This is a genomic window from Nocardia cyriacigeorgica NBRC 100375 (genome assembly GCF_000308555.1).
Taxonomy (GTDB): domain Bacteria; phylum Actinomycetota; class Actinomycetes; order Mycobacteriales; family Mycobacteriaceae; genus Nocardia; species Nocardia cyriacigeorgica.
This window is the reverse complement of sequence record NZ_BAFY01000175.1, coordinates 15,529-37,607: the sequence shown is the minus strand read 5'-3', so window position 1 is coordinate 37,607 and position 22,079 is coordinate 15,529. Positions and strand designations below refer to the sequence as shown.

General features: G+C 69.2%; 18 protein-coding genes. 15 read left to right on the top strand and 3 right to left on the bottom strand.

The window, feature by feature from the left end; genetic code table 11:
* Together RJ05_RS16915 and RJ05_RS16910 are read left to right on the top strand one after the other, a co-directional pair.
* Window positions 1-2,887 (top strand): SMC hinge domain-related protein (locus RJ05_RS16915; protein ID WP_036538378.1); only part of this gene is annotated, 2,887 nt, incomplete at its 5' end.
* A gap of 77 nt (window positions 2,888-2,964) precedes the next feature.
* Entirely contained in the window at window positions 2,965-3,207 is a 243-nt protein-coding gene (locus RJ05_RS16910; RefSeq protein ID WP_036538376.1) for a FitA-like ribbon-helix-helix domain-containing protein, read from the top strand.
* A 66-nt stretch (window positions 3,208-3,273) separates the two neighbouring features.
* Here RJ05_RS16910 and RJ05_RS16905 read toward each other — a convergent pair whose 3' ends face one another.
* A complete protein-coding gene (locus tag RJ05_RS16905) occupies window positions 3,274-3,663 on the bottom strand; it encodes a DUF2237 family protein (RefSeq protein WP_036538374.1) in 390 nt (129 codons plus the stop codon).
* A 130-nt stretch (window positions 3,664-3,793) separates the two neighbouring features.
* On the opposite strand from RJ05_RS16905, the gene ftsY reads away from it, so the two are divergent.
* The 10 genes from ftsY to trmD all read left to right on the top strand — a co-directional run bounded on the left by ftsY (window position 3,794) and on the right by trmD (window position 14,377).
* Window positions 3,794-5,341, top strand: coding sequence for a signal recognition particle-docking protein FtsY (gene ftsY, locus RJ05_RS16900; protein WP_051016651.1), 1,548 nt, complete (start codon window positions 3,794-3,796; stop codon window positions 5,339-5,341).
* 357 nt (window positions 5,342-5,698) lie between these two features.
* Window positions 5,699-6,997 (top strand): ammonium transporter, encoded by a 1,299-nt coding sequence (locus tag RJ05_RS16895; protein ID WP_228785499.1) that lies wholly within the window; start codon window positions 5,699-5,701, stop codon window positions 6,995-6,997.
* Between the two features lie 4 nt (window positions 6,998-7,001).
* Window positions 7,002-7,340 (top strand): P-II family nitrogen regulator, encoded by a 339-nt coding sequence (locus tag RJ05_RS16890; RefSeq protein WP_014352094.1) that lies wholly within the window; start codon window positions 7,002-7,004, stop codon window positions 7,338-7,340.
* Window positions 7,341-7,409: 69 nt separating this feature from the next.
* Entirely contained in the window at window positions 7,410-9,896 is a 2,487-nt protein-coding gene (locus RJ05_RS16885; RefSeq protein ID WP_373365065.1) for a [protein-PII] uridylyltransferase, read from the top strand.
* 158 nt (window positions 9,897-10,054) lie between these two features.
* On the top strand, window positions 10,055-10,369 hold the full coding sequence (locus tag RJ05_RS16880) for a hypothetical protein (protein ID WP_036538368.1): 315 nt from the start codon (window positions 10,055-10,057) through the stop codon (window positions 10,367-10,369).
* Between the two features lie 95 nt (window positions 10,370-10,464).
* A complete protein-coding gene (ffh, locus tag RJ05_RS16875) occupies window positions 10,465-12,021 on the top strand; it encodes a signal recognition particle protein (RefSeq protein ID WP_036538366.1) in 1,557 nt (518 codons plus the stop codon).
* A gap of 416 nt (window positions 12,022-12,437) precedes the next feature.
* Window positions 12,438-12,875, top strand: a complete 438-nt coding sequence (gene rpsP, locus RJ05_RS16870) for a 30S ribosomal protein S16 (RefSeq protein ID WP_036538364.1) — start codon at window positions 12,438-12,440, stop codon at window positions 12,873-12,875.
* Window positions 12,875-13,117: an RNA-binding protein gene (locus tag RJ05_RS16865; protein WP_036538363.1), complete on the top strand. Its 243-nt coding sequence runs from the start codon at window positions 12,875-12,877 to the stop codon at window positions 13,115-13,117. Before rpsP ends, RJ05_RS16865 begins: the two co-directional genes overlap by 1 nt.
* A complete protein-coding gene (rimM, locus tag RJ05_RS16860) occupies window positions 13,117-13,641 on the top strand; it encodes a ribosome maturation factor RimM (RefSeq protein WP_036538362.1) in 525 nt (174 codons plus the stop codon). Before RJ05_RS16865 ends, rimM begins: the two co-directional genes overlap by 1 nt.
* 13 nt (window positions 13,642-13,654) lie before the next feature.
* Window positions 13,655-14,377: a tRNA (guanosine(37)-N1)-methyltransferase TrmD gene (trmD, locus tag RJ05_RS16855; RefSeq protein ID WP_036538360.1), complete on the top strand. Its 723-nt coding sequence runs from the start codon at window positions 13,655-13,657 to the stop codon at window positions 14,375-14,377.
* 476 nt (window positions 14,378-14,853) lie between these two features.
* Here trmD and RJ05_RS16850 read toward each other — a convergent pair whose 3' ends face one another.
* Entirely contained in the window at window positions 14,854-16,488 is a 1,635-nt protein-coding gene (locus tag RJ05_RS16850) for an AMP-binding protein (protein ID WP_036538358.1), read from the bottom strand.
* Window positions 16,488-18,110 (bottom strand): AMP-binding protein, encoded by a 1,623-nt coding sequence (locus tag RJ05_RS16845; protein ID WP_036538355.1) that lies wholly within the window; start codon window positions 18,108-18,110, stop codon window positions 16,488-16,490. The genes RJ05_RS16850 and RJ05_RS16845 overlap by 1 nt, the downstream gene beginning before the upstream one ends.
* Window positions 18,111-18,207: 97 nt before the next feature.
* On the opposite strand from RJ05_RS16845, the gene RJ05_RS16840 reads away from it, so the two are divergent.
* The 3 genes from RJ05_RS16840 (at window position 18,208) to RJ05_RS16830 (ending at window position 22,065) form a co-directional block, all read left to right on the top strand.
* A complete protein-coding gene (locus RJ05_RS16840) occupies window positions 18,208-19,065 on the top strand; it encodes a helix-turn-helix transcriptional regulator (protein WP_036538353.1) in 858 nt (285 codons plus the stop codon).
* A gap of 79 nt (window positions 19,066-19,144) precedes the next feature.
* Complete coding sequence (locus tag RJ05_RS16835; protein WP_036538351.1) at window positions 19,145-19,516, top strand: VOC family protein; 372 nt, start codon at window positions 19,145-19,147, stop codon at window positions 19,514-19,516.
* A gap of 65 nt (window positions 19,517-19,581) precedes the next feature.
* Window positions 19,582-22,065 carry a Tex family protein gene (locus RJ05_RS16830; RefSeq protein ID WP_373365064.1) on the top strand — a complete coding sequence of 828 codons (2,484 nt, stop codon included), beginning with the start codon at window positions 19,582-19,584 and terminating at the stop codon, window positions 22,063-22,065.
* Window positions 22,066-22,079: the final 14 nt, after the last annotated feature.

Below are 22,079 nucleotides of genomic sequence, written 5' to 3'. Positions count from 1 at the left end.
GGGCAAGCTCACCCCGAGCGCCGAGGCCGCCGCGCAGCTGTGGTTTCAGCTCTCGGCGCTGGCCGAACGGGTCAACGCGACCATCCGCATCGCCGGCGACCGGGCCCGTCACCTGGACACCAGCGCCCCGGTGGGCACCGGCCGTGACCCCGACCAGCTCGAGGCCGAAGCCGACCGGGTGGAGGCCGAAGAGGCCGAACTGCGCGAAGCGGTCGAGATGGCCGCCGAAACGCTGGAGGCCGCCCGCGACGCGCTGGCCGAACGCGAGCATGCCGCCAAGGCTGCCGAGCAGGCCCATCTGGCCGCCGTGCGCGCCATCGCCGACCGGCGCGAGGGACTGGCGCGGCTGTCCGGCCAGGTCGACACCCTGCGCACCAGGGCACAATCGGTGGACGCCGAGATCTCCCGGCTGTCGGTGGCCATCGCCGAGGCCAGGCAGCGCGGCGAGGCCGCCCAGGAGGAATTCGACGCCGTCCAAGCCGAACTCGATGATCTCGACGCCGGTGAGGCGGGTCTGGACGCGCAACACGAACATGCCGTGCAGGCCTTGAAACTGGCCGATCAGCGCGTCGACGAACTGCGCGAACAAGATCGCGACGCCGGCAAACGCGTCGCCTCGCTGACGGCAAGGATCGAAGCGCTCGGGATGAACCTCGCCCGCCGCGACGGCGCGGGCTGGCTCACCGAACATCACGGGCAGGACCTGCTCGGCCCGCTGTCGACGTTGATCCGGGTGCATCCCGGATTCGAGGCTGCCGTCGCCGCGGTGCTCGGCCCGCTGGCCGACGCCGTCGCGGCCGGTTCCGGCCAGACCGCCTATGCCGCGGTGCGCGCGCTCAAGGCCGCCGACGGGGGACGGGCCGCGCTCGTCTTCGGCACGGGCGAGTCGAGGCCCGGATCTGTCGACGTGAACGCCGAGGCCGCCGGTTCGACCGGTGCGGTCGCTGGTGCGACCGGTGCGAGTAGGCCCGCCCGCGCCCCCGAGGCCGACGGAGGTGCCCTCCCGGCGGGGGCGCGTTGGCTGGGCGCCGTGGTCGACTGCGCCGACAGTGTGCACGCCGCTGTGGCCGCGCTGACGGCAGACGTCGTCGTGGTCGACGACCTCGCGGCCGCCGCCGACCTGCTCGCGGCGCGCCCTCAGCTGCGCGCGGTGACCGTCGACGGCGACCTCGCGGGCTCCGGCTGGGTCCTCGGCGGATCCGACCGCGCACCCAGCCAACTCGAGATCCAGGCCGACATCGACGCGGCGGAAGCCGAATTGGTCGCGGCCAAACGCCGCGCCGAGGAGCTCGAGGCCGCCCTGGCCGGAGCCCTCGCCGAACAAGCCGACCGCAAGGACGCCGTCGACCATGCCCTGATGGCCCTGCACGAATCCGATCAAGCCCTGGTCGCGATCTACGAGCGGCTCGGCAGGCTCGGCCACACCGCCCGCAGCGCGCACGCCGATATCGACCGGCTCACCGCCCAGCGTGCCGAAGCCGAGGACGGCCGCGAGAAGGCGCTCGCCTCCCTCGCCGAACTCGAGGACCGGCTGCGCCACGCCGAACTCGAACAGTCCGGCATCGACGACGACGGCCTCGGCGCCGCGAGTACCGAAGCCGCGGGCCGGGCCCGTGAGGAGGCCGCCGCCGCGCTCGCCGAAGCCCGCTCGATGGAAGTCGAGGCGCGCCTGGCGGTGCGCACCGCCGAGGAACGCGCCGAGTCGGTGCGCGGAAAGGCCGACGGGCTGCGTCGCGCCGCTCGGGCCGAGCGCGAGACCCGCGCCAGAGCCGAACGGGCACAGGCGGCCCGCAAACAGGCCGCCGCGGTGGCTGCCGCGGTCGCCGAATCGGGGGCGAAAGTCGCGGCGGAGCTGGAGGGCGTGGTCGCCCAGGCCGCGGCCCGGCGCGACGAGCTCGTGCGCCGCCGTACCGAATGCGCCGCCCAGGTCGATCAGATCAAGGAGCGGGTGCGCGCCCTGACCGCCCAGCTGGCCCAGCTCACCGATGCCGTGCACCGCGACGAGGTGGCCAAGGCGCAGGCGGCGCTGCGGATCGAACAGCTCGAGGCCACCATCGCCGAACAGTTCGGCATCGCCCTCGGCGACCTCATCGCCGAATACGGTCCGGACGTGCCACTGCCGCCGTCAGCACTGGAATGGCAGGAATACGAACAGGCCAAGGAACGCGGCGAGGACGTGACACCGCCCGCGCCGATGCCGTTCGACCGCGCGAGCCAGGAACGCAGGGCCAAACGCGCGGAAAAGGATCTGGCCACCCTCGGCAAGGTGAATCCGCTTGCGCTGGAAGAGTTCGCGGCGCTGGAGGAGCGCTACAACTTCCTGGCCACCCAGCTCGAGGACGTCAAGAGCGCGCGCAAGGACCTGCTGGACGTGGTCGCCGAGGTCGACGCCCGCATCCTCCAGGTCTTCACCGACGCCTACGCCGACGTCGAACGCGAGTTCGTGCAGGTATTCGCCAAACTGTTCCCCGGCGGCGAGGGCAGGCTGCTGCTCACCGACCCCTCCGACATGCTGACCACCGGCATCGAGGTGGAGGCCCGCCCGCCGGGCAAGAAGGTCAAGCGCCTGTCGCTGCTGTCCGGTGGCGAGAAGTCGCTGACCGCGGTCGCGCTGCTGGTGTCGATCTTCCGTGCGCGTCCCTCGCCGTTCTATGTGATGGACGAGGTGGAGGCGGCCCTCGACGACACCAACTTGCGCCGGCTGATCGGATTGTTCGAACAGCTGCGGGAGAAGAGCCAGCTGATCGTCATCACCCACCAGAAGCCCACGATGGAGATCGCCGATGCCCTCTACGGCGTCAGCATGCGCGGTGACGGCATCACCCAGGTGATCTCGCAGCGGATGCGCGGGCAGAACCTGGCCCCGGTGGGTGCTTCGGCGAGCTGAGTGCGGTTCGGCACGGGCCGGTCGGGAGGCGGAAACAAGATCGGCGCGAGGCTGTCCGCGCCACTATCGTCGTCGGCATGGTCACCATCGAAGTGCGCGACATTCCCGACGACGATGCCGAGGTACTCCGACAGCGGGCGGCGGCCGCCGGGTTGTCACTGGAAGAACATATTCGCGAGCAGTTGATCGCCTCGGCGCGCAGGCAGTACCGCGTCGAAGCGCTGGAAGACATCCGCAAGGCACTCGCCGCCAACCCGCTGCCCGGTGAGAACCCGGACCAGGTTGTGGAGAATCTGCGGCGCGAATTCGAGGACTGCTAGCACTTCGGTACCGATCGACCACCGGCGACCCGCATGCGGCGGGTCGCCGGACCTGTGCTCAGTTGTTCACAGCAGGTCGCTGACGTCGTCGGGGACATCGACGGCGTATTTCCGCAAGATGTCCATCGAGATCACTTCCAGGGCATTCTCATGGGTCGCCGCGAGCACCACCGGTGCCGCGACACCGTCCTCGTGCGCGTGCAGCCAGCGCACCGCCACCACACACCACCGGTCCCCGGGCTGTAGTCCGGGGAAATTGTTCTCCGGGCGCGGGGTGCTCAGGTCGTTGCCGATCGAAGCCTGGTGTTCCAGAAACTCGGTCGTGACGACCGTGCACACGGTGTGACTGCCCAGATCCTCCGGGCCGGTGCTGCAGCAGCCGTCACGGTAGAAGCCGGTCAGAGGATCGGTGCCGCACTCTTCGAGCGGACCCCCAAGCACGTTTCGATCGGTCACGTCGCCGATCCTATTGGCACGCCGCGAGAAGTTCCGCAGGACAAGAAATCTCACGGGCTGTGTCTGGACGGCTGTCCTGCTCCGGGCGGGTCGATGACCGGCGAGAACTCGTTCTGCAAGGATGGTCGGCGTGAGTTCCGAAGCCTGGATTCTGATCGCGGCTATCGCCGCCGTCGTACTCGTCGCGCTCGTTGTCGGATTCGTCCGGTATCGCAGCGGGCGGGTATCGCTGACGGCGCCGACCGAAGACAAGGAGCTGACCGACAAGTCCGGCGGCTACAAGGCCTCAGGGGGCTTCAGTTTCAGTCAGGGCGGCACGGCGACCGCCACCCGGCCCGAGCCGCTGCCCGCCGAACGCACCGATACCGAGGGCCAGCCGCACATCGGTGACGATGCGGCGATCCCGCGCGACGCGCCGCGGCGCGGGATCACAAATGTGCCGCTGCCCGAACCGACCGACCTGGCCGAAGCGCCGGCGGGGGACGCGACTACCGCCGAGGCTCCCGAGACCACAGCACCTGAGACGGCCGCCCCTGAGACCGCGGCCGAGACCGCACCGACCGAGGCGCCCGCGGCCGCGGACGTGACCGCCGCGCCCGAGCAGACCGCGCCCGAAACCGTCACACCGGAGACCGCTCCGGCCGAGACCGAGACCGTCCCGCCCGACACCGCGCCTCCGGCCGAATCCATCCCCACTGCCCCGGCCGTCCCCGACACCGTCGCCGAGGCCGAACCCGCCCCCGCGCTCGAGGAGATCGAGCCAACCGCGGGCCGCCTGGTCCGCCTCCGTGGGCGGCTGTCGCGCTCGCAGAACGCGGTCGGCAAGAGCCTGCTCGGCCTGCTCGGCGGCGGCGACCTGGACGAGGACTCCTGGGAAGAGGTCGAAGACACCCTGGTGCTGGCCGACCTCGGCACCGCGAGCACCGCGGCGGTGGTAGAGCGGCTGCGCGAGGAGATGGCCGCGCGCAGCGTGCGCACCACCGATCAGGCGCGCGCGGTGCTGCGCGATGTGCTGGTGGAGGCGCTGCGCCCGGAGCTCGACCGTTCGGTGCGGGCGCTGCCGCATCCCGACCATCCGTCGATCCTGCTGGTCGTCGGCGTGAACGGCACCGGCAAGACCACTACCACCGGCAAACTGGCCCGCGTCCTGGTCGCCGACGGCCGCCGGGTGCTACTCGGCGCCGCCGACACTTTCCGCGCCGCCGCCGCCGATCAGCTGCAGACCTGGGGCGAACGCGTCGGAGCCGACACCGTGCGCGGTAAAGAAGGAGCCGACCCGGCCGCGGTCGCCTTCGACGCCGTCGCCGCCGGCATCGAACGCGGCGTGGATGCGGTGCTCATCGACACCGCCGGTCGGCTGCACACCAAGACCGGCCTGATGGACGAGCTCGGCAAGGTGAAGCGGGTCGTCGAGAAGAAGGCCGCGGTCGACGAGGTGCTGCTGGTGCTCGACGCCACCGTGGGCCAGAACGGTCTGATGCAGGCCAGGGTGTTCGCCGAGGTCGTCGATATCACCGGCGTGGTGCTCACCAAACTCGACGGCACCGCCAAGGGCGGCATCGTCTTCCAGGTGCAGCATGAGCTCGGCGTGCCGGTCAAGCTCGTCGGTCTCGGCGAAGGGGCCGATGATCTGGCGCCCTTCGAGCCCGGCGCATTCGTCGACGCGCTGCTCGGCTGAGCCCGCCGACCGCGGCCCGGATCGAGCACGCGCCCGATCCGGGCCGCGGCGGCGCGCCGGGAGCGCGCCGATCCACCATCACGCTCCGGCAAAAACCCTGTTAGCTGCGGGTTCACTGCTCCGACACGCCGCTCACAGCCTCGGGGAAACCTCCTGTGCACAGTTGGAAACGTGGTAGCAACACGGGGGCGCCATCCGTTCACGTAGGTGAAACACGGGGGCGGCACGGATGAAACACCGAATGAGCAACCTTCTGTGCAGGTCCATTTCGCCGGAATCGGCGGGGCCCGAGATGAGGAGGACATTAAGGTGGCATTTCCCGTAATCGGCGCGCCGGACGCCGGTGACACCGCATGGATGCTGGCCAGTTCAGCACTCGTGCTGCTGATGACACCCGGACTCGCGTTCTTCTACGGCGGCATGGTCCGCTCCAAGAACGTGCTGAACATGATCATGATGAGCATCAGCGCCATGGGCCTGGTCGCCGTCCTATGGGCGCTCTACGGCTTCTCGCTCACCTTCGGTGACGACAAGGCCAACCTCATCGGTGATCCCGGTCAGTACTTCGGGCTGAAGCAGATTTTCGGTGGCGCATACCTGGCCGACGCCGAGTCCGGCGCCGAAGCCGCGATCCCGCTGGCGGGCACCATTCCGCTGACGGTGTTCGTCGCCTTCCAGGCCATGTTCGCGATCATCACCGTCGCCCTCATCTCGGGTGCGGTCGCCGACCGCATGAAGTTCAGTGCCTGGCTGATCTTCGCCGGCATCTGGGCCACCGTCGTCTACTTCCCGGTCGCGCACTGGGTCTTCGCCTTCGACGGCGTCACCGCCGAGGCCGGCGGCTGGATCGCCAACAACCTGAAGGCCATCGACTTCGCCGGTGGTACCGCCGTGCACATCAACGCCGGCGCGGCGGGCCTGGTGCTCGCGATCGTGCTCGGCAAGCGCAAGGGCTGGCCCAAGACCCCGTTCCGTCCGCACAACCTGCCCTTCGTCATGCTCGGCGCCGGCCTGCTGTGGTTCGGCTGGTTCGGCTTCAACGCCGGTTCCGCGGTGGGCTCCAACGGCATCGCCGGTGCCGCGTTCCTGACCACCGTCGTCGCGACCGGCGCGGCGCTGCTGGCCTGGCTGGTGGTGGAGAAGATCCGCGACGGCAAGCCCACCTCGCTGGGTGCGGCCTCGGGCATCGTGGCCGGTCTGGTCGCCATCACTCCCGCCTGCCATTCGGTCAACGTCGTCGGGGCCCTGGCCATCGGCATCGTCGCGGGTGCGCTGTGTGCCCTTGCCGTCGGGCTGAAGTTCCGGTTCGGCTTCGACGACTCGCTCGACGTGGTGGGTGTGCACCTGGTCGGTGGTCTGCTGGGCACGCTGATGGTGGGCCTGGTCGCGGCGCCGGAAGCGCCCGCGGCGGTGAAGGGTCTGTTCTACGGTGGTGGCATCGAGCAGTTGAAGCTGCAGGCCGTCGGTGCGTTCACGGTGCTGGCCTACTCGCTGGTCGCCACGGCCGTCATCGCCTACCTGATCAAGTTCACGATCGGCCTGCGCGCCGACGACGAGGGCGAGTTCGTCGGCATGGACGAGTCCGAGCACGCGGAAACCGCATACGATTTCGCTGCTGTGGGTGGCACGGCACGTTCGGCCGTCAAGGAGGCATGACGACATGAAACTGATCACCGCAATCGTGAAACCGTTCACGCTCGAGGACGTGAAGACCGGTCTCGAGCAGGCGGGCGTGCTGGGCATGACCGTCAGCGAGGTGCAGGGATACGGCCGGCAGAAGGGGCACACCGAGGTCTACCGCGGTGCGGAGTACTCGGTGGATTTCGTGCCGAAGGTTCGAGTCGAGGTCGTCGTGGACGACGCCTCGGTGGACAAGGTCGTCGAAGTGATCGTCGAGGCATCGCGCACCGGCAAGATCGGCGACGGCAAGGTCTGGGTGACCCCGGTCGAGACGATCATCCGGGTCCGTACCGGCGAGCGCGGCACCGACGCGCTGTAGCGGGAAGTCGAATCGAGCGGCGGCCCCGCTCCCGCCGGATCTCCGGCCGGGGCGGGGCCGCCCGCGTGAATGGGTGGTGTGGCAGTGGGTAGCAGTCGGCGAGAACAAGGCACTGGCGGGAAGGCGGCGGCCGAGAACACGGTGGTGTCCAACGGCGCGGCCGATCTGGTCAAGGCCCGGCGCCGATTGCTCGAGGGCGGACAGCCGCGCAATCCGCGCCTGGACGCCGAATCGTTGCGCTCGGCGCTGGTCGACCTGTACGAGCTGTGGCTCACCAGCAAGGGCACCGAACTCGGGATCACCCCGGACAGCGGGCTCGCGGTCGTCGCCGTCGGCGGACTCGGCCGCAAGGAGATGCTGCCCTACTCCGACCTGGACCTGGTGCTGCTGCACGACGACGTCGATCCCGCACGGGTGGCCGAGGTGGCCGACCAGCTCTGGTATCCGCTGTGGGACGCCCACATCAAACTCGACCACAGTGTGCGCACCGTCCCGCAAGCCTTGCGGGTGGCCAACGACGACATGATCGCCGCGCTCGGCATGCTCGAGGCCAGGCATATCGTCGGCGACGCCGAACTGAGCAATCTGCTCATCGGCGGGGTGCGCCGGGAATGGCGGACCGGGATCAGGTCCCGGTTCGACGATCTGATCGCCCAGGCCAAGGCCCGCTGGGAGCGCAGCGGGGAGATCGCTCACCGCGCCGAGCCGGATCTGAAGAACGGCCGCGGCGGACTGCGCGACATCCAGCTGCTGGACGCGCTCGCCGTCGCCCAGCTCACCGATGCCATGCCGGGGCTCGGTCCGGATGTGCCCGGCGGCGGGGTCCGCCACGCGCATCGCCGGCTGCTGGATGTGCGCACCGAACTGCATCGGGTGGCCGGACGCTCGCGCGATCAGCTGATGGCCCAGGATGCCGACGAGATCGGCGCGGCGCTGCGAATCGGCGATCGCTTCGATCTGGCCCGCACGCTCAGCGATTCCGCGCGCACGGTCAGCTACTCGGTGGACGTCGGTTTGCGCACCGCCGCCAACGCGCTACCACGACGCGGCCTGGCCCGGCTGCGCCGGATGCCGGTACGCCGACCACTCGATGAGGGGGTGGTCGAGCATGCCGGTGAGGTGGTGCTGGCGCGGGACGCGCGCCCGCAACGCGATCCCGGCCTGATCCTGCGGGTGGCCGCGGCCTCGGCGCAGACCGGGCTGCCGATGTCGGCGAATACACTCAACCGGCTCTCGGAGGACGCGCCGGAACTGCGCGAGCCGTGGCCCAAGGACGCGTTGAACGATCTGCTGGTGTTGCTCGGTGCCGGCCGGGGCACCATCGACGCGATCGAGGCGCTGGACCGCACCGGGCTGTGGGGCAGGTTGCTGCCGGAGTGGGGCGCGGTCCGCGATCTGCCGCCGCGCGATGTGCTGCACACCTGGACCGTGGATCGGCACCTGATGGAAACGGTGGCGTACGCGAGCGCGCTGAGCACCCGGGTGGCCCGGCCGGACCTGCTCGCGCTCGGTGCGCTGCTGCACGACATCGGCAAGGGCCGCGCCGGCGATCACAGCGTCGTCGGCGCGGAACTGGCCACCCATATCGGGCGCAGACTCGGGCTGTGGCCGTCGGACGTGCGCACCCTCAGTGCGATCGTGCGCCACCATCTGCTGCTGCCCGACACCGCGACCCGGCGCGATCTCGACGATCCCGCGACCGTGGCATCGGTGGTCGACGCGCTCGACGGCGACGCGCAGTTGCTGGAACTGCTGCATACCCTCGCCGAAGCGGATTCGCTGGCCACCGGGCCCGGCGTGTGGGGAGAGTGGAAGGCCTCGCTGATCGGTGAGCTGGTGCGGCGCTGCCGGATGGTCATGGCCGGCGACGAGCTCCCCGAACCCGAGCCCATCGCGCCGGAGCTGCTGGAGAAGGCGGCCGCCGGCGGGGTGCATGTGACGCTCGCGCCCGGTGAGGGCAAGCACACCCACGTCGTCACCGTCATCGCGCCCGACACACCCGGGCTGCTGTCCGAGGCCGCGGGGGTGCTGGCACTGCATTCGCTGCGCGTACTGTCGGCCGCGCTGGGCAGTGCGGGCGAGTCGGCGATCAACACCTTCGTGGTCTCGCCGAAATTCGGCGACCCGCCCGACCCCGGGCTGTTGCGGCAAGAGCTGATCCGGGCCATCGCGGGTGACCTCGACCTGGACGGTCAACTCGCCAAACGTGAACGCGAGGCCGTCGGCGCGCAGCTGAGCCCGTACGCCAAAGCGCAGCCGCGGCTGCTGTGGGCCGATACCGGCACCCCGGGGCAGGTGATCGTGCAGTTGCGGGCCGAGGACCGGATCGGGTTGCTCAGCAGGCTCGCCGGCGCGCTGGCCGGCTGCGGCGTCGACGTGCGCTGGGCCAAGGTCGTGACGATGGGTACCGCCGTGGTCGACGCCTTCTGTCTCGATCTGGGCACCGATTCCGGGCCGGGCCGCCGCGCGCAGATCGAAGAGGCGATCATGGCGGTGGTGCCGCGGCCCGCGCCCAAGAAACCCGCCGACGCCAACGGTACGCACGAAGGTTCCTGAGCCGCCGCGGTTTTCGCGATCGCGGCGGCGAACTGCGCTGTGACCTCGCCGTTATCCGAAAATCGGTCCTTTGCACATGATTTGCTGGAAATCCCTACGGTATGGACGGCGGCCCTTAGGATCGGTGAGTCGGGCTCGCACACGAGGGGAGCAGGTCGGTGGCAATCGAAGTCGTCGCCTCGTCGATCATGACCAGTGATGTGACCCCGCACGTGGCCCGCTGCGTCGGCGGGGATCTGTGGGTGGTGTCCTGGTTACCGGGCCGCACCCTGACCGGTCGCCAGGCCGTCACCGCGATGACCATCGCGGCCACCGTGGCCACCTCCGGTCTGCCGGTGGAGGGCGACTGGACCGCGCTCGACGGTCTCGCCCTGGAACTGGGGTTGACCGGACGCGAGGCCGCGTTCATGGTGGCCAGGGAAAACCACGACTATCGGCGCATCCGCACCCCGCGCCGGCACACTCCGGAGTAACCTCGCCCACCCAGCACACACCGGCTGCGTGCGCAGTCCGGTGATCCCATTACGCTGGGATGCAGTGACGTCACTCGAGATCAGGAGCGCGATCGGTGTTCGAATCCCTGTCCGACCGGCTTACCGGTGCCCTCAAGGACCTACGCGGTAAGGGACGTCTGTCGCCGGCTGACATCGACGCCACCTGCCGTGAGATCCGGCTCGCGCTGCTGGAAGCCGATGTCGCGCTGCCGGTGGTGCGCGGTTTCATCGCCAAGATCAAGGAGCGGGCCAAGGGCGCCGAGGTCTCCGCGGCGCTGAATCCGGCCCAGCAGGTCGTCAAGATCGTCAACGAGGAACTCGTCGGCATCCTCGGCGGCGAGACCCGCCGCATCGCCCTGGCCAAGACCCCGCCCACGGTGATCATGCTCGCCGGTCTCCAGGGTGCCGGTAAGACCACCCTCGCGGGCAAGCTCGCCAAATGGCTCAAGGGACAAGGACATCAGCCGCTGCTGGTGGCCTGTGACCTGCAGCGCCCCGGCGCCGTGACCCAGCTCCAGGTGGTCGGCGAGCGCGCGGGCGTGCCGGTGTTCGCGCCGCACCCCGGCACCTCCATCGGCGGTGGTGACAACGCCCTCGGTGTCACGGCCGCCGATCCGGTGGCCGTGGCCGAGGCCGGTGTGGCCGAGGCGAAGCAGAAGCAGTACGACGTGGTGATCGTCGACACCGCGGGCCGCCTCGGCATCGACGCCGAACTGATGGCCCAGGCCGCCGGCATCCGCGACGCGGTGCAGCCCGACGAGACGCTGTTCGTACTCGACGCCATGATCGGTCAGGACGCCGTCACCACCGCCGAGGCGTTCCGCGACGGCGTCGGCTTCACCGGCGTGGTGCTCACCAAGCTCGACGGTGACGCCCGCGGTGGCGCCGCGCTCAGCGTTCGCAACGTCACCGGTGCGCCGATCATGTTCGCCTCCACCGGTGAGAAGCTCGAGGACTTCGACGTCTTCCACCCCGACCGCATGGCCAGCCGGATCCTCGGCATGGGCGATGTGCTCACCCTGATCGAGCAGGCCGAACAGGTCTACGACCAGCAGCAGGCCGAAGAAGCCGCGCGCAAGATCGGCAGCGGCGAACTCACCCTTGAGGACTTCCTCGATCAGATGCTGGCCATCCGCAAGATGGGCCCGATCGGCAACCTGCTCGGCATGCTGCCCGGCGCGGGACAGATGAAGGACGTGCTCGCCCAGGTCGATGACAAGCAGCTCGACCGCGTGCAGGCCATCATCCGCGGAATGACCCCGGCCGAACGCGAGAACCCCAAGATCATCAACGCCTCCCGCCGGCTGCGTATCGCCAACGGCTCCGGTGTGCAGGTCTCCGAGGTCAACCAGCTGGTCGACCGCTTCTTCGAGGCCAAGAAGATGATGGCCGCGATGGGCCGCCAGATGGGTATGCCAGGGGCGAACCGACGCAGCAACAAGAAGGGCAAGAAGGGTAAGAAGGGCGGCCGCGGCCCCACCCCGCCGAAGGTGCGCGGCGGTTTCCCCGGCGGCATGCCCGGCATGCCCGCCGGGATGCCCGACCTGTCCGGCATGCCCGCTGGCCTCGATCAACTCCCGCCGGGGCTGGAGGGCTTCGATCTGTCGAAGCTGAAGTTCCCGAACAAATAGATCCCCTGATGCTCGACCGACTCGGCTCACCTCTGCGTGTGGCCGAGCCGGTCGTCCTTCGTGCCTCGCTGTGCGGGCGGCTGCATCTGCGAGACGATGGCCGCGCCCCGATGGTCCCGGACCTGCGTCGCCCACTGGGTTGCGCGATGACATCGGGGCGATCGGCTGCTGGTTGTGGACGTCAGGCGATCGGGGATCGGCAGGCCAGCGGTATCAGGGGGGCGAGTCGCGGAGGAGGCGATTTCTGGCGCGGGCGGGCTGTCTGGCACAATGGTCGATCGTCCGTATGGACAGTGTCAGCCCGTCTCCGGTTACGCACCGCGCGGCGGTCACACACTTCAACCGCAAAACCGGGCTCGCAGACCATGTGGGTCGCTGAATTGCGCCGTGACCAACCCCGAAAGGTAGATCAGCAAATGGCTGTTCGCATCAAGCTCACCCGCATGGGCAAGATCCGCAACCCGCAGTACCGCGTCGTCGTCGCGGACGCCCGCACCCGTCGTGACGGCCGGGCCATCGAGTCCATCGGCAAGTACCACCCCAAGGAAGAGCCCTCGCTGATCGAGATCGATTCCGAGCGCGTGCAGTACTGGCTGGGTGTCGGCGCGCAGCCGACCGAGCCGGTGCAGCGACTGCTGGAGATCACCGGTGACTGGCAGAAGTTCAAGGGTCTGCCGGGCGCCGAGGGCACCCTGAAGGTCAAGGAAGCCAAGCCGTCCAAGCTGGACCTGTTCAACGCCGCGCTCGCCGCTGCCGACAACGAGCCCGTCGCCGAGGCCGTCACCCCGAAGAAGAAGGCCGCCAAGAAGGACGAGGCCGCTGAGGGCGCCGAGTCGGCCGAGGCTGCCGAGTAATGAGCGCAGTCGTCGCCGATGCCGTCGAACATCTGGTTCGCGGCATCGTCGCCAACCCCGAGGACGTGCGCGTCGAGCTGATCACCGGCCGCCGCGGACGCACGGTCGAGGTGCACGTGCACCCCGATGACCTGGGCAAGGTGATCGGTCGTGGTGGACGTACCGCGACCGCCCTGCGCACCCTCGTCGCCGGCATCGGCGGCCGGGGCATCCGGGTCGACGTGGTGGACACCGACGCCTGATGGAACTCGTCGTAGGTCGTGTCGCCAAGTCGCACGGCGTGCGCGGTGAGTTGGTCGTCGAGGTGCGCACCGACGAACCGGAGGCGCGATTCGCTCCCGGTTCGACGCTGCGCGGCCGGTTGGCGCGTTCGAAGGAAATTCGTGAATTCACGGTGGAGTCGGCCCGGGAGCACTCGGGCCGGCTTCTCGTGCAAGTGGCCGGCATCGACGATCGCACCGCTGCCGACGCGTTGCGCGGCACGCTGTTCCTGGTCGACAGCGATGACCTCGGGCCCTCGCAGGATCCCGATGAGTTCTACGACCACGAACTCGAAGGCCTGCGCGTCGAACTTGCCGACGGCACCGCCGTCGGTACGGTCACCGAGGTATTGCATTCGGCCGCAGGCGAATTGCTGTCGGTGCGGGCCGCCGACGACGGCCGTGAGATCCTGATCCCGTTCGTGATGGCGATCGTGCCCACCGTGTCGGTGGCCGACGGACTGGTCGTGATCGATCCGCCCGAGGGTCTGCTGGATCCCGAATGAGGCGATCGAGGCCATGAAGATCGACGTGGTCACCATCTTCCCGGAGTATCTGGAGCCGCTGCGCACCGCGCTGCTGGGCAAGGCCATCGACAAAGGCCTGATCTCCGTCGATGTGCACGATCTGCGTCGCTGGACCCACGACGTGCACAAATCCGTCGACGATTCGCCCTACGGCGGCGGTCCGGGCATGGTCATGAAGCCCACCGTGTGGGGCGATGCGCTCGACGAAGTCTGCCCCGACGACGCTCTGCTGGTGGTCCCCACCCCGGCGGGCGTCCCCTTCACCCAGGCCATCGCCCACCGCTGGGCAGGCGAAAAGCATCTGGTCTTCGCCTGCGGCCGCTACGAAGGCATCGACCAGCGCGTCTTCGATGACGCCGCGCGCCGGGTCCGCGTCGAAGAAGTCAGCATCGGTGACTACGTGCTGATCGGCGGCGAGGCCGCGGTCCTGGTGATGACCGAGGCCGTGGTCCGCCTGATTCCCGGCGTGCTGGGCAATCAGCAATCCCACCAAGAGGATTCGTTCTCGGTCGAGCCCGGCTCCGAAGGTCTCGGACTCCTGGAAGGCCCGAGCTACACCCGTCCGGTGAGCTGGCGCGGCCTGGACGTCCCTCCCATTCTGCTGTCGGGTGACCACCCGAAGGTGGCCGCGTGGCGGCGTGAGCAGTCGTTGATCCGGACCCGTGAGCGTCGACCGGATCTGCTGCGCGAGAGCGACCGGCCTGGCCCGGAGTAGTCCGTCGAGTACGGCTCCGCCCAGGAGCCGGAGGTGTTCCGCAGTGACGAACTCGGGATTCTTCCTGGAATGATGTGTCGTATGAGCCCTCCGGATCCCGCAGAATGAGCTGCGCCTGACGGCTGAGGAATTCGCCGAGGGTGCGGCAGCAGAGCTCGGCGATATCGAGATCGTCGACGGGCGTGTTGTGCGTCTATGGCGCAGAGTCCGCTGCACAGCCGGGTAGTGCGGCGACTGGCGGGACTGCTCGAGGCACGAAGAGATCGAGGAGTACCGCCTCGACTGGTCGGGGCGGCGCTACCTGGCCCATGCGGTGCACCGACGCGTATTGCTGCTCGACGAGCCGGTGGAGGCGACGATCCCGTTCACGGTTCTGGAGCAGCCCTGACACGGGCTGCGGGCCGACCCAACGCGGTGGGCAGGCCCGCGGCCCGGCACTATCTCAGGTGTGCCCTACTGCCCGGCGCGCGGCAGGCTCATGCGCGCTCGTCGGAGAGTCCGAGCAATGACTGTGCCATTTCCCGCATTTCGGCCTTACGCACCTTCCCGGTGACGGTCATCGGGAACTCGTCGACGACGTGCACATAACGCGGGACCTTGAAATGCGCGAGCTTGCCCGCGCAGAACACCCGCAGGGCGTCGGCGTCGAGTGGAGCCGCGCCCTCGCGCAGCCGAACCCACGCCATCAGTTCCTCACCGTATTTCGGATCGGGGACCCCGATCACCTGGGCGTCGAGGATATCGGGGTGGGTGTAGAGAAATTCCTCGATTTCGCGGGGGTAGATATTCTCCCCACCGCGGATGACCATGTCCTTGATCCGGCCGGTGACGGCGACATACCCGTCCTCGTCCATGACGCCGATATCGCCGGTGTGCATCCAGCGGGCGGCGTCGATGGCTTCGGCGGTGCGTTCGGCATCGTTCCAATACCCGAGCATCACCGAATAGCCGCGGGTGCACAGCTCGCCGGGCGCACCGCGTGGCACGGTGCGGCCGGTCACCGGGTCGACGATCTTGATCTCGAGGTGCGGGCCGACCCGGCCGACGGTCGCGGTGCGGCGGTCCAGGCTGTCGTCGCGGCGGGTCTGGGTGGACACCGGTGAGGTCTCGGTCATGCCGTAGCAGATGCACACCTCACCCATGCCCATCCGGTCGATGACACGTTTCATCACCTCGACCGGGCAGGGCGAGCCCGCCATGATGCCGGTGCGCAACGTGGACAGATCCGTGTCCTGTTCGTCGAGGTGGGTCAGCATGTCGATGAACATGGTCGGCACGCCGTAGAGCGAGGTGCAGCGTTCGGCGGCGACGGCCGCGAGCGTGGCGGCGGGGGAGAACGAGGGCGCCGGAATCACGATCGCCGCACCGTGACTGGTGGCCGCCAGATTGCCCATCACCATGCCGAAGCAGTGATAGAACGGTACCGGAACACAGATCCGGTCCTGTTCGGTGTAGCCGCACAACTCCCCGACGAAATAGCCGTTGTTGAGGATGTTGTGGTGGCTGAGGGTCGCCCCCTTGGGGAAACCGGTTGTGCCGGAGGTGTACTGGATATTGATCGGGTCGTCCATGGACAGCTCCGCCGCACGCGACGACAGCAGTTCCTGGTCCGCGGCGGTGCCCGCGAGCGTGTCCCATTCCGGCGTGCCCAGTATCAGCACCTGCTCCAGGCCGGGGCAGGCCGGCCGTACCTGCTCGATCATCGCCACATAGTTCGAGGTCTTGAACTCCGGTGCCGACACCAGCATCCGTACACCCGCCTGGTCGAGCACATACTGCAATTCGCTGGTGCGGTAGGCGGGATTGATATTCACCAGGACCGCGCCGATCTTCGCGGTCGCGTACTGGATGAGAAACCACTCCGGGCAGTTCGGCGCCCAGATGCCCACGCGCTCACCCGCGGTGATGCCGCGTGCGGCCAGCCCGGTGGCCAGCGAGTCGACCGCGGCGCGCAACTCACGGTAGGTCCAGCGGCGTCCGGAGGGGCAGTCCACCAAGGCTTCTCGATCGCCGAACGCGGCAGCGGTCCGGTCGAGGTTCGCACCGATGGTGTCGCCGAGCAGAGGTGTCTCGGAGATCCCCGAGGTGTAGCTGGGCAGTGGGGTCGTCATCACCGCACCTCCTGCTGACGCAGCAGGAACCGCTGCACCTTCCCGCTGGGCGTCTTCGGCAGGCTCGGCACGAAATGCACCCGCCGCGGATAGGCGTGCGCGGCGAACTTCTTCTTCACCAGGGTCTGGAGTTCGGCCTCCAGTTCGGCGCTGCCCGCCACGCCCTCGCGCACCACGACGAACGCCTCGAGCACCTCACCGCGCAATTCGTCGGGCATGCCGACCACGGCTGCTTCGGCGACGTCCTCGTGCAGCACCAGCACGCTTTCCACCTCGAAGGGGCCGATCCGGTAGCCGGCCATGATGATCACATCGTCATCGCGGGCCGAGAAATGGAAGAACCCGTCGGCATCCTGGGAACCCGCGTCACCGGTGAGATACCAGCGGCCGTCGGGGGTGTAGCGCTGCGCGGTGCGTTCGGGTGCGTCGAGGTAGCCGAGGAACCACAGCAGCGGGCTGCGTTCGGTATCGATGGCGATGCGGCCGAGCTGCCCGGTCGGGGCTTCGGTATCGGCGTCGTCGGCGAGCACCGCGCACGCCCAGCCGGGCAGCGAACGTCCCATCGAGCCTGCCGGGGCCTCGGTGTTCAGCTCGTCGTGCCAGGCATTGCAGATCACCATGCCGTGCTCGGTCTGCCCGTAGTGATCGCGCACCGCCACGCCGAGGGTGTCGGCCGACCACGCCACCACTTCAGGGGTGAGCGGCTCACCGGCCGAGGATGCCCGCCGCAACCGCACCTTCGGCGGCGCCGCGCTGTCGGCGCGCAGGGCGCGATAGACCGTCGGGGCCGCCGCGAAGTTGGTGACCCCGAACCTGTCGATGACCTGCCAGGTCAGCGCGGGGGAGAAGCCCGCGTGCAGCAGCAGGCTGCGGGTGCCGCTGGCCAACGGGCCGAGGATCGCGTAGTAGAGGCCGTAGGCCCAGCCCGGGTCCGCGGCGTTCCAGAAGACGTCGTCCGGGCGGACGTCGAGCGCGAATTCCTGGTAGGCGTGGAAGGACGCGAGCGCGCGCACCGGAATCGGCACACCCTTCGGCGTGCCGGTGGTGCCGCTGGTGAACAACTGGACCAGCAGGCCGTCGCCGCCGACCGCCACCGCCGGCTCGATGTCCGCGTCGGCGGCCATCAGATCGCGCATGCGTAGCCCAGCGGGGGCCGGGTCGTCACCGGTGACAATGGTGCGCCACGGCGGATCGGCCGGGATATCGTCGCCGGGGGCGAGCTTGTCGGCCTGATCCGGATCGGCGATCACGATCGAGGCACCGCTGGCCGTCAACCGGAACGCGATCGCGGGCGGTGCGAACGCGGTGAACAACGGCACGTGTACCGCGCCTCGCCGCCAGATCCCGAGCAGAGCCACCACCAGGTCTTCGGACTTGGCCATCAATGTGGCGACCCGATCGCCGGGCTCGACCCCGAGCCGCGCCAGTGCCGCCGCGAAACGCTCGGATTTCGCGCGCAACCGGCCGTAGGTCAGATCCGTCGACGACAGATCGCTGTCGATGATCGTGAATGCGACGGCGTCGGCCGGGTGCCGGTCACACAGCAGCCAAGCCGCGCTGGCATCGGCGCGGTCGTAACAATCCAGCAGCTCGCGCACCCGCGCGTTCGGGTCGATCCCCATCTCGCATCTCCTCGGTCGTGATCCAGCTCACCGGGCTGTTGCCATAGGATGTAGGTCACACCTGACCCGGCACTACCCCCGAAAAGGGGTGACTCCCATGACCGACCCGTCACCGCTGCTGCGCCCGCGCGACGGCGACGCACTGCGCGCCGAGATCCGGCGAGTCGCGAGCGTGACCGGGGTTCCGGTGCTGTTCGGCGGCGAGGTGCATGCCGATACGCTGCTGCTGAGCGAGTTCTTCGGCGTCCGCACCAACGGCTTGCGCGGCCTGTCGGTGCTGCGCACCTCCGGGCTCGGTGGGCAGGTGATGGACTCCGGGCGGCCGGGACTGGTCGCCGACTATCGCAACGCGCCGACCATCACCCATCACTACGACGGCCCGGTGATGAGCGAAGGCATCCGCTCGGTCGTCGCCGTCCCCGTGGTGGTCGACGACAATCCGCGCGCGGTGCTGTACGCGGCCACTCGCGGCAACGGCGCCCTCGGCGACCGCACCGCCGACGCGCTGTTGCAGGCCGGCCGCCGACTCGCCACCGAGATCACCATCCGCGATGAAGTGGACCGGCGGCTACGACTGCTGGAGGCCGTCTCCGCGCCGGCGCAGGCGAGCACCGGCGTCGTCGTCGAAGAGCTGCGTGACATCCACGCCGAACTGCGTGACATCGCCTATTCGGCGGGCGACGAGAAGCTGCGCGACCGGCTGCACGCCGTTGGTGCCCGGTTGACCAGGGCGCTGTCGGGCGGGCCTGCCCCGGACGCGCCGAAACTGTCGCGCCGCGAACTCGACGCGCTGGTGCAGGTCGCGCTCGGCTGCTCCAATCAGGAGGTGGCCCAGCGCCTTTCCGTCGGTCCGGAGACGGTCAAGAGCTATCTGCGCAGCGCCATGAACAAGCTCGACGCCCATTCCCGGCACGAGGCCGTCGTGACCGCACGCCGCCTCGGCCTGATCCCCTGAGGCGGCGCGGAATTCGCGTTTCCCGCGCCGCCCGGCCCACATTCGGAGCGCTGTCCGACTCGCCTCTATACTCACCGCCGTGCCGCCGTTGCGAGTAGTCGGACTGTCCCTCGACAGTGCCGACCCCGAAACTCTTGCCCAGTTCTACCTGGATCTGCTCGGCGGAAAGACGCTGTGGCGCAAGGAAAGCAGTGTGGGGGTGCGGATCTCGTCGGGCCTCGCGCTCATCGCGCACCGCGTCCCCGACCATCAGCGCCCCGCCTGGCCCGGCTCGTCGATCGTGCACCTGGACCTGGCCGCCGACGACGAGCGCGATCTCGACGAATGTGTCGATCGCGCTGTGGAATTGGGTGCCTCCGTGGCGCCCATGCAGCCGGGCGACCGGTGGCGGGTGCTGCTCGATCCCTCGGGCCACCCGTTCTGCATCACCACCGTGACCCCGCCCGAATAGGCCGAGCGCGGTTCGACGGGCCCGGTGCCGGTCACCTGTCGGCCGGCGACGGTAGTGTGCGGGTCGTGACGACAGCGCCTGAGACCTCGAGTCCCGAGACGACGACCCGCACCGACCAGACCACAGCCACCGGGGCAGGCCCGGTGGTGTCGGCTACCGTCAGCCGTCGTATCGCCGACGAGCTGGCGGTGCGCGAGAACCAGGTCCGAGCCGCCGTCGAACTGCTCGACGCCGGCTCGACCGTCCCGTTCATCGCCCGCTACCGCAAGGAAGTCACCGGCGGCCTGGACGACGCCCAGCTGCGCACGCTCGAGGAGCGGCTGCACTACCTGCGCGAACTCGACGAGCGCCGCGCCGCGATCGTGGAATCGATTCGTGCGCAGGGCAAACTCGACGACGAACTGCATCGCCAGATCATGCTGGCCGAAACCAAGGCCCGCCTCGAAGACATCTACCTGCCCTACAAGCCCAAACGGCGCACAAAGGCCCAGATCGCCCGCGAGGCCGGTCACGAACCCGTCGCCGACGCGCTGATCGGCGATCCGTCCACCGATCCGGCGCAATACACCGCCGAACAGCTCGACGGCGCCCGCGCCATCCTGGTCGAACGCTTCGCCGAGGACGCCGACCTGGTCGGCGAGCTGCGCGAACTCATGTGGCAGCGCGGCCGGATCCGCTCCACCGTGCGGGCGGGTAAGGAAGAGGCGGGCGCGAAGTTCGCCGACTACTTCGAGTTCAGCGAGCCGTTCGGCAAGCTGCCCTCGCACCGCATCCTCGCGCTGTTGCGCGGTGAGAAGGAAGAGGTGCTCACCCTGCACCTCGAACCCGACACCGAGGAGCCGGAGCCGGGCGAGCGCACCATCTACGAAGGCCGCATCGCGGTGCGGTTCGGCATCGCCGATCAGGGCCGCCCCGCCGACAGCTGGCTGCTGGACACGGTGCGCTGGGCCTGGCGCACCAAACTCCAGGTGAGTCTCGGCATCGACACCAGGATGCGGTTGCGGCAGGCGGCGGAGAAGGACGCCGTCGAGGTCTTCGCCGCCAATTTGCGCGATCTGCTGCTCGCCGCGCCCGCGGGCACCCGCACCACCATGGGCTTGGATCCGGGCTACCGCACCGGCGTCAAGGTCGCCGTGGTCGACGGCACCGGCAAGGTGGTCGCCACCGAGGTCATCTACCCGCACAAACCGCAAGGCCAGACCGAGAAGTCGCTGGCGGTGCTCGCCGCGCTGGTCGCGCGCTTCGGGGTGGAACTGATCGCCATCGGCAACGGCACCGCCTCCAGGGAAACCGACGCCCTCGCCGCCGAGCTCATCTCCCGGATCCCGGAGAACAAGCCCACCAAGATCGTGGTCTCGGAGGCGGGCGCATCGGTGTATTCGGCCTCGGCCTACGCCTCGCAGGAGCTACCCGACCTGGATGTGTCGCTGCGCGGCGCGGTCTCGATCGCGCGCAGGCTGCAAGACCCGCTGGCCGAACTGGTGAAGATCGACCCGAAGTCGATCGGCGTCGGCCAGTACCAGCACGACGTCTCCGAGACGCTGCTGGCCCGCTCGCTCGGCGCCGTCGTCGAAGACGCGGTGAACGCCGTCGGCGTCGACGTCAACACCGCTTCGGTGCCGCTGCTGTCGCGGGTCTCCGGCATCGCCGGGTCGTTGGCCGAAAGCATTGTGGCGCATCGTGATCAGCACGGTCCCTTCCGCAGCCGCACCGCGTTGCTGGACGTGGCGCGGCTGGGCCCGAAGGCCTTCGAGCAGTGCGCGGGCTTCCTGCGCATCCGCGACGGAGACGACCCGCTCGACAACTCCGCCGTGCATCCCGAGGCCTACCCGGTGGTGCGGCGGATCCTCACCAGCACCGGCCGTCCCATCACCGAGATCATCGGCAACACCAGCGCGCTGCGGGCGCTGCGGCCGGCGGAGTTCACCGATGAGCGCTTCGGTGTCCCCACCGTCACCGACATCATCAGCGAGCTGGAGAAGCCCGGCCGCGACCCGCGCCCGGAATTCAAGACCGCCGAATTCGCCGCGGGCGTGGAGAAGGTCGCCGATCTGGAGCCGGGCATGGTGCTGGAGGGTGTGGTCACCAATGTCGCGGCGTTCGGCGCGTTCGTCGACGTCGGCGTGCATCAGGACGGTCTGGTGCACGTTTCGGCCATGTCGCACAATTTCGTGAAAGACCCGCGCGAGGTGGTGAAATCGGGGGACGTGGTCAAGGTGAAGGTGCTCGAGGTCGACGTCGCCCGTCAGCGCATCGGTTTGTCGCTGCGGCTGGATGACGAACCCGGTGCGGGCAAACCCGAACGTGGTCGCGGCCCGGGCGAGCGCGGTCGTGGTGGGGAAGGGCAGTCTGCTTCCGGCCGGGGCCAGGGCGGCAACCGTGGTCAGGGTCAGAACCGTCAGGGGCAGAACCGAGGCCAAGGCCAGGGCCGCCAAGGTCAGGGGCAAGGGCGGCAGGGTCAGGGTCAAGGGCGCACTCAGCGCCGTGAGGCCGCACCGGCCAACGGCGCCATGGCCGACGCCCTGCGCCGGGCCGGCTTCGGGAAGTAGCGACCGAATACGGG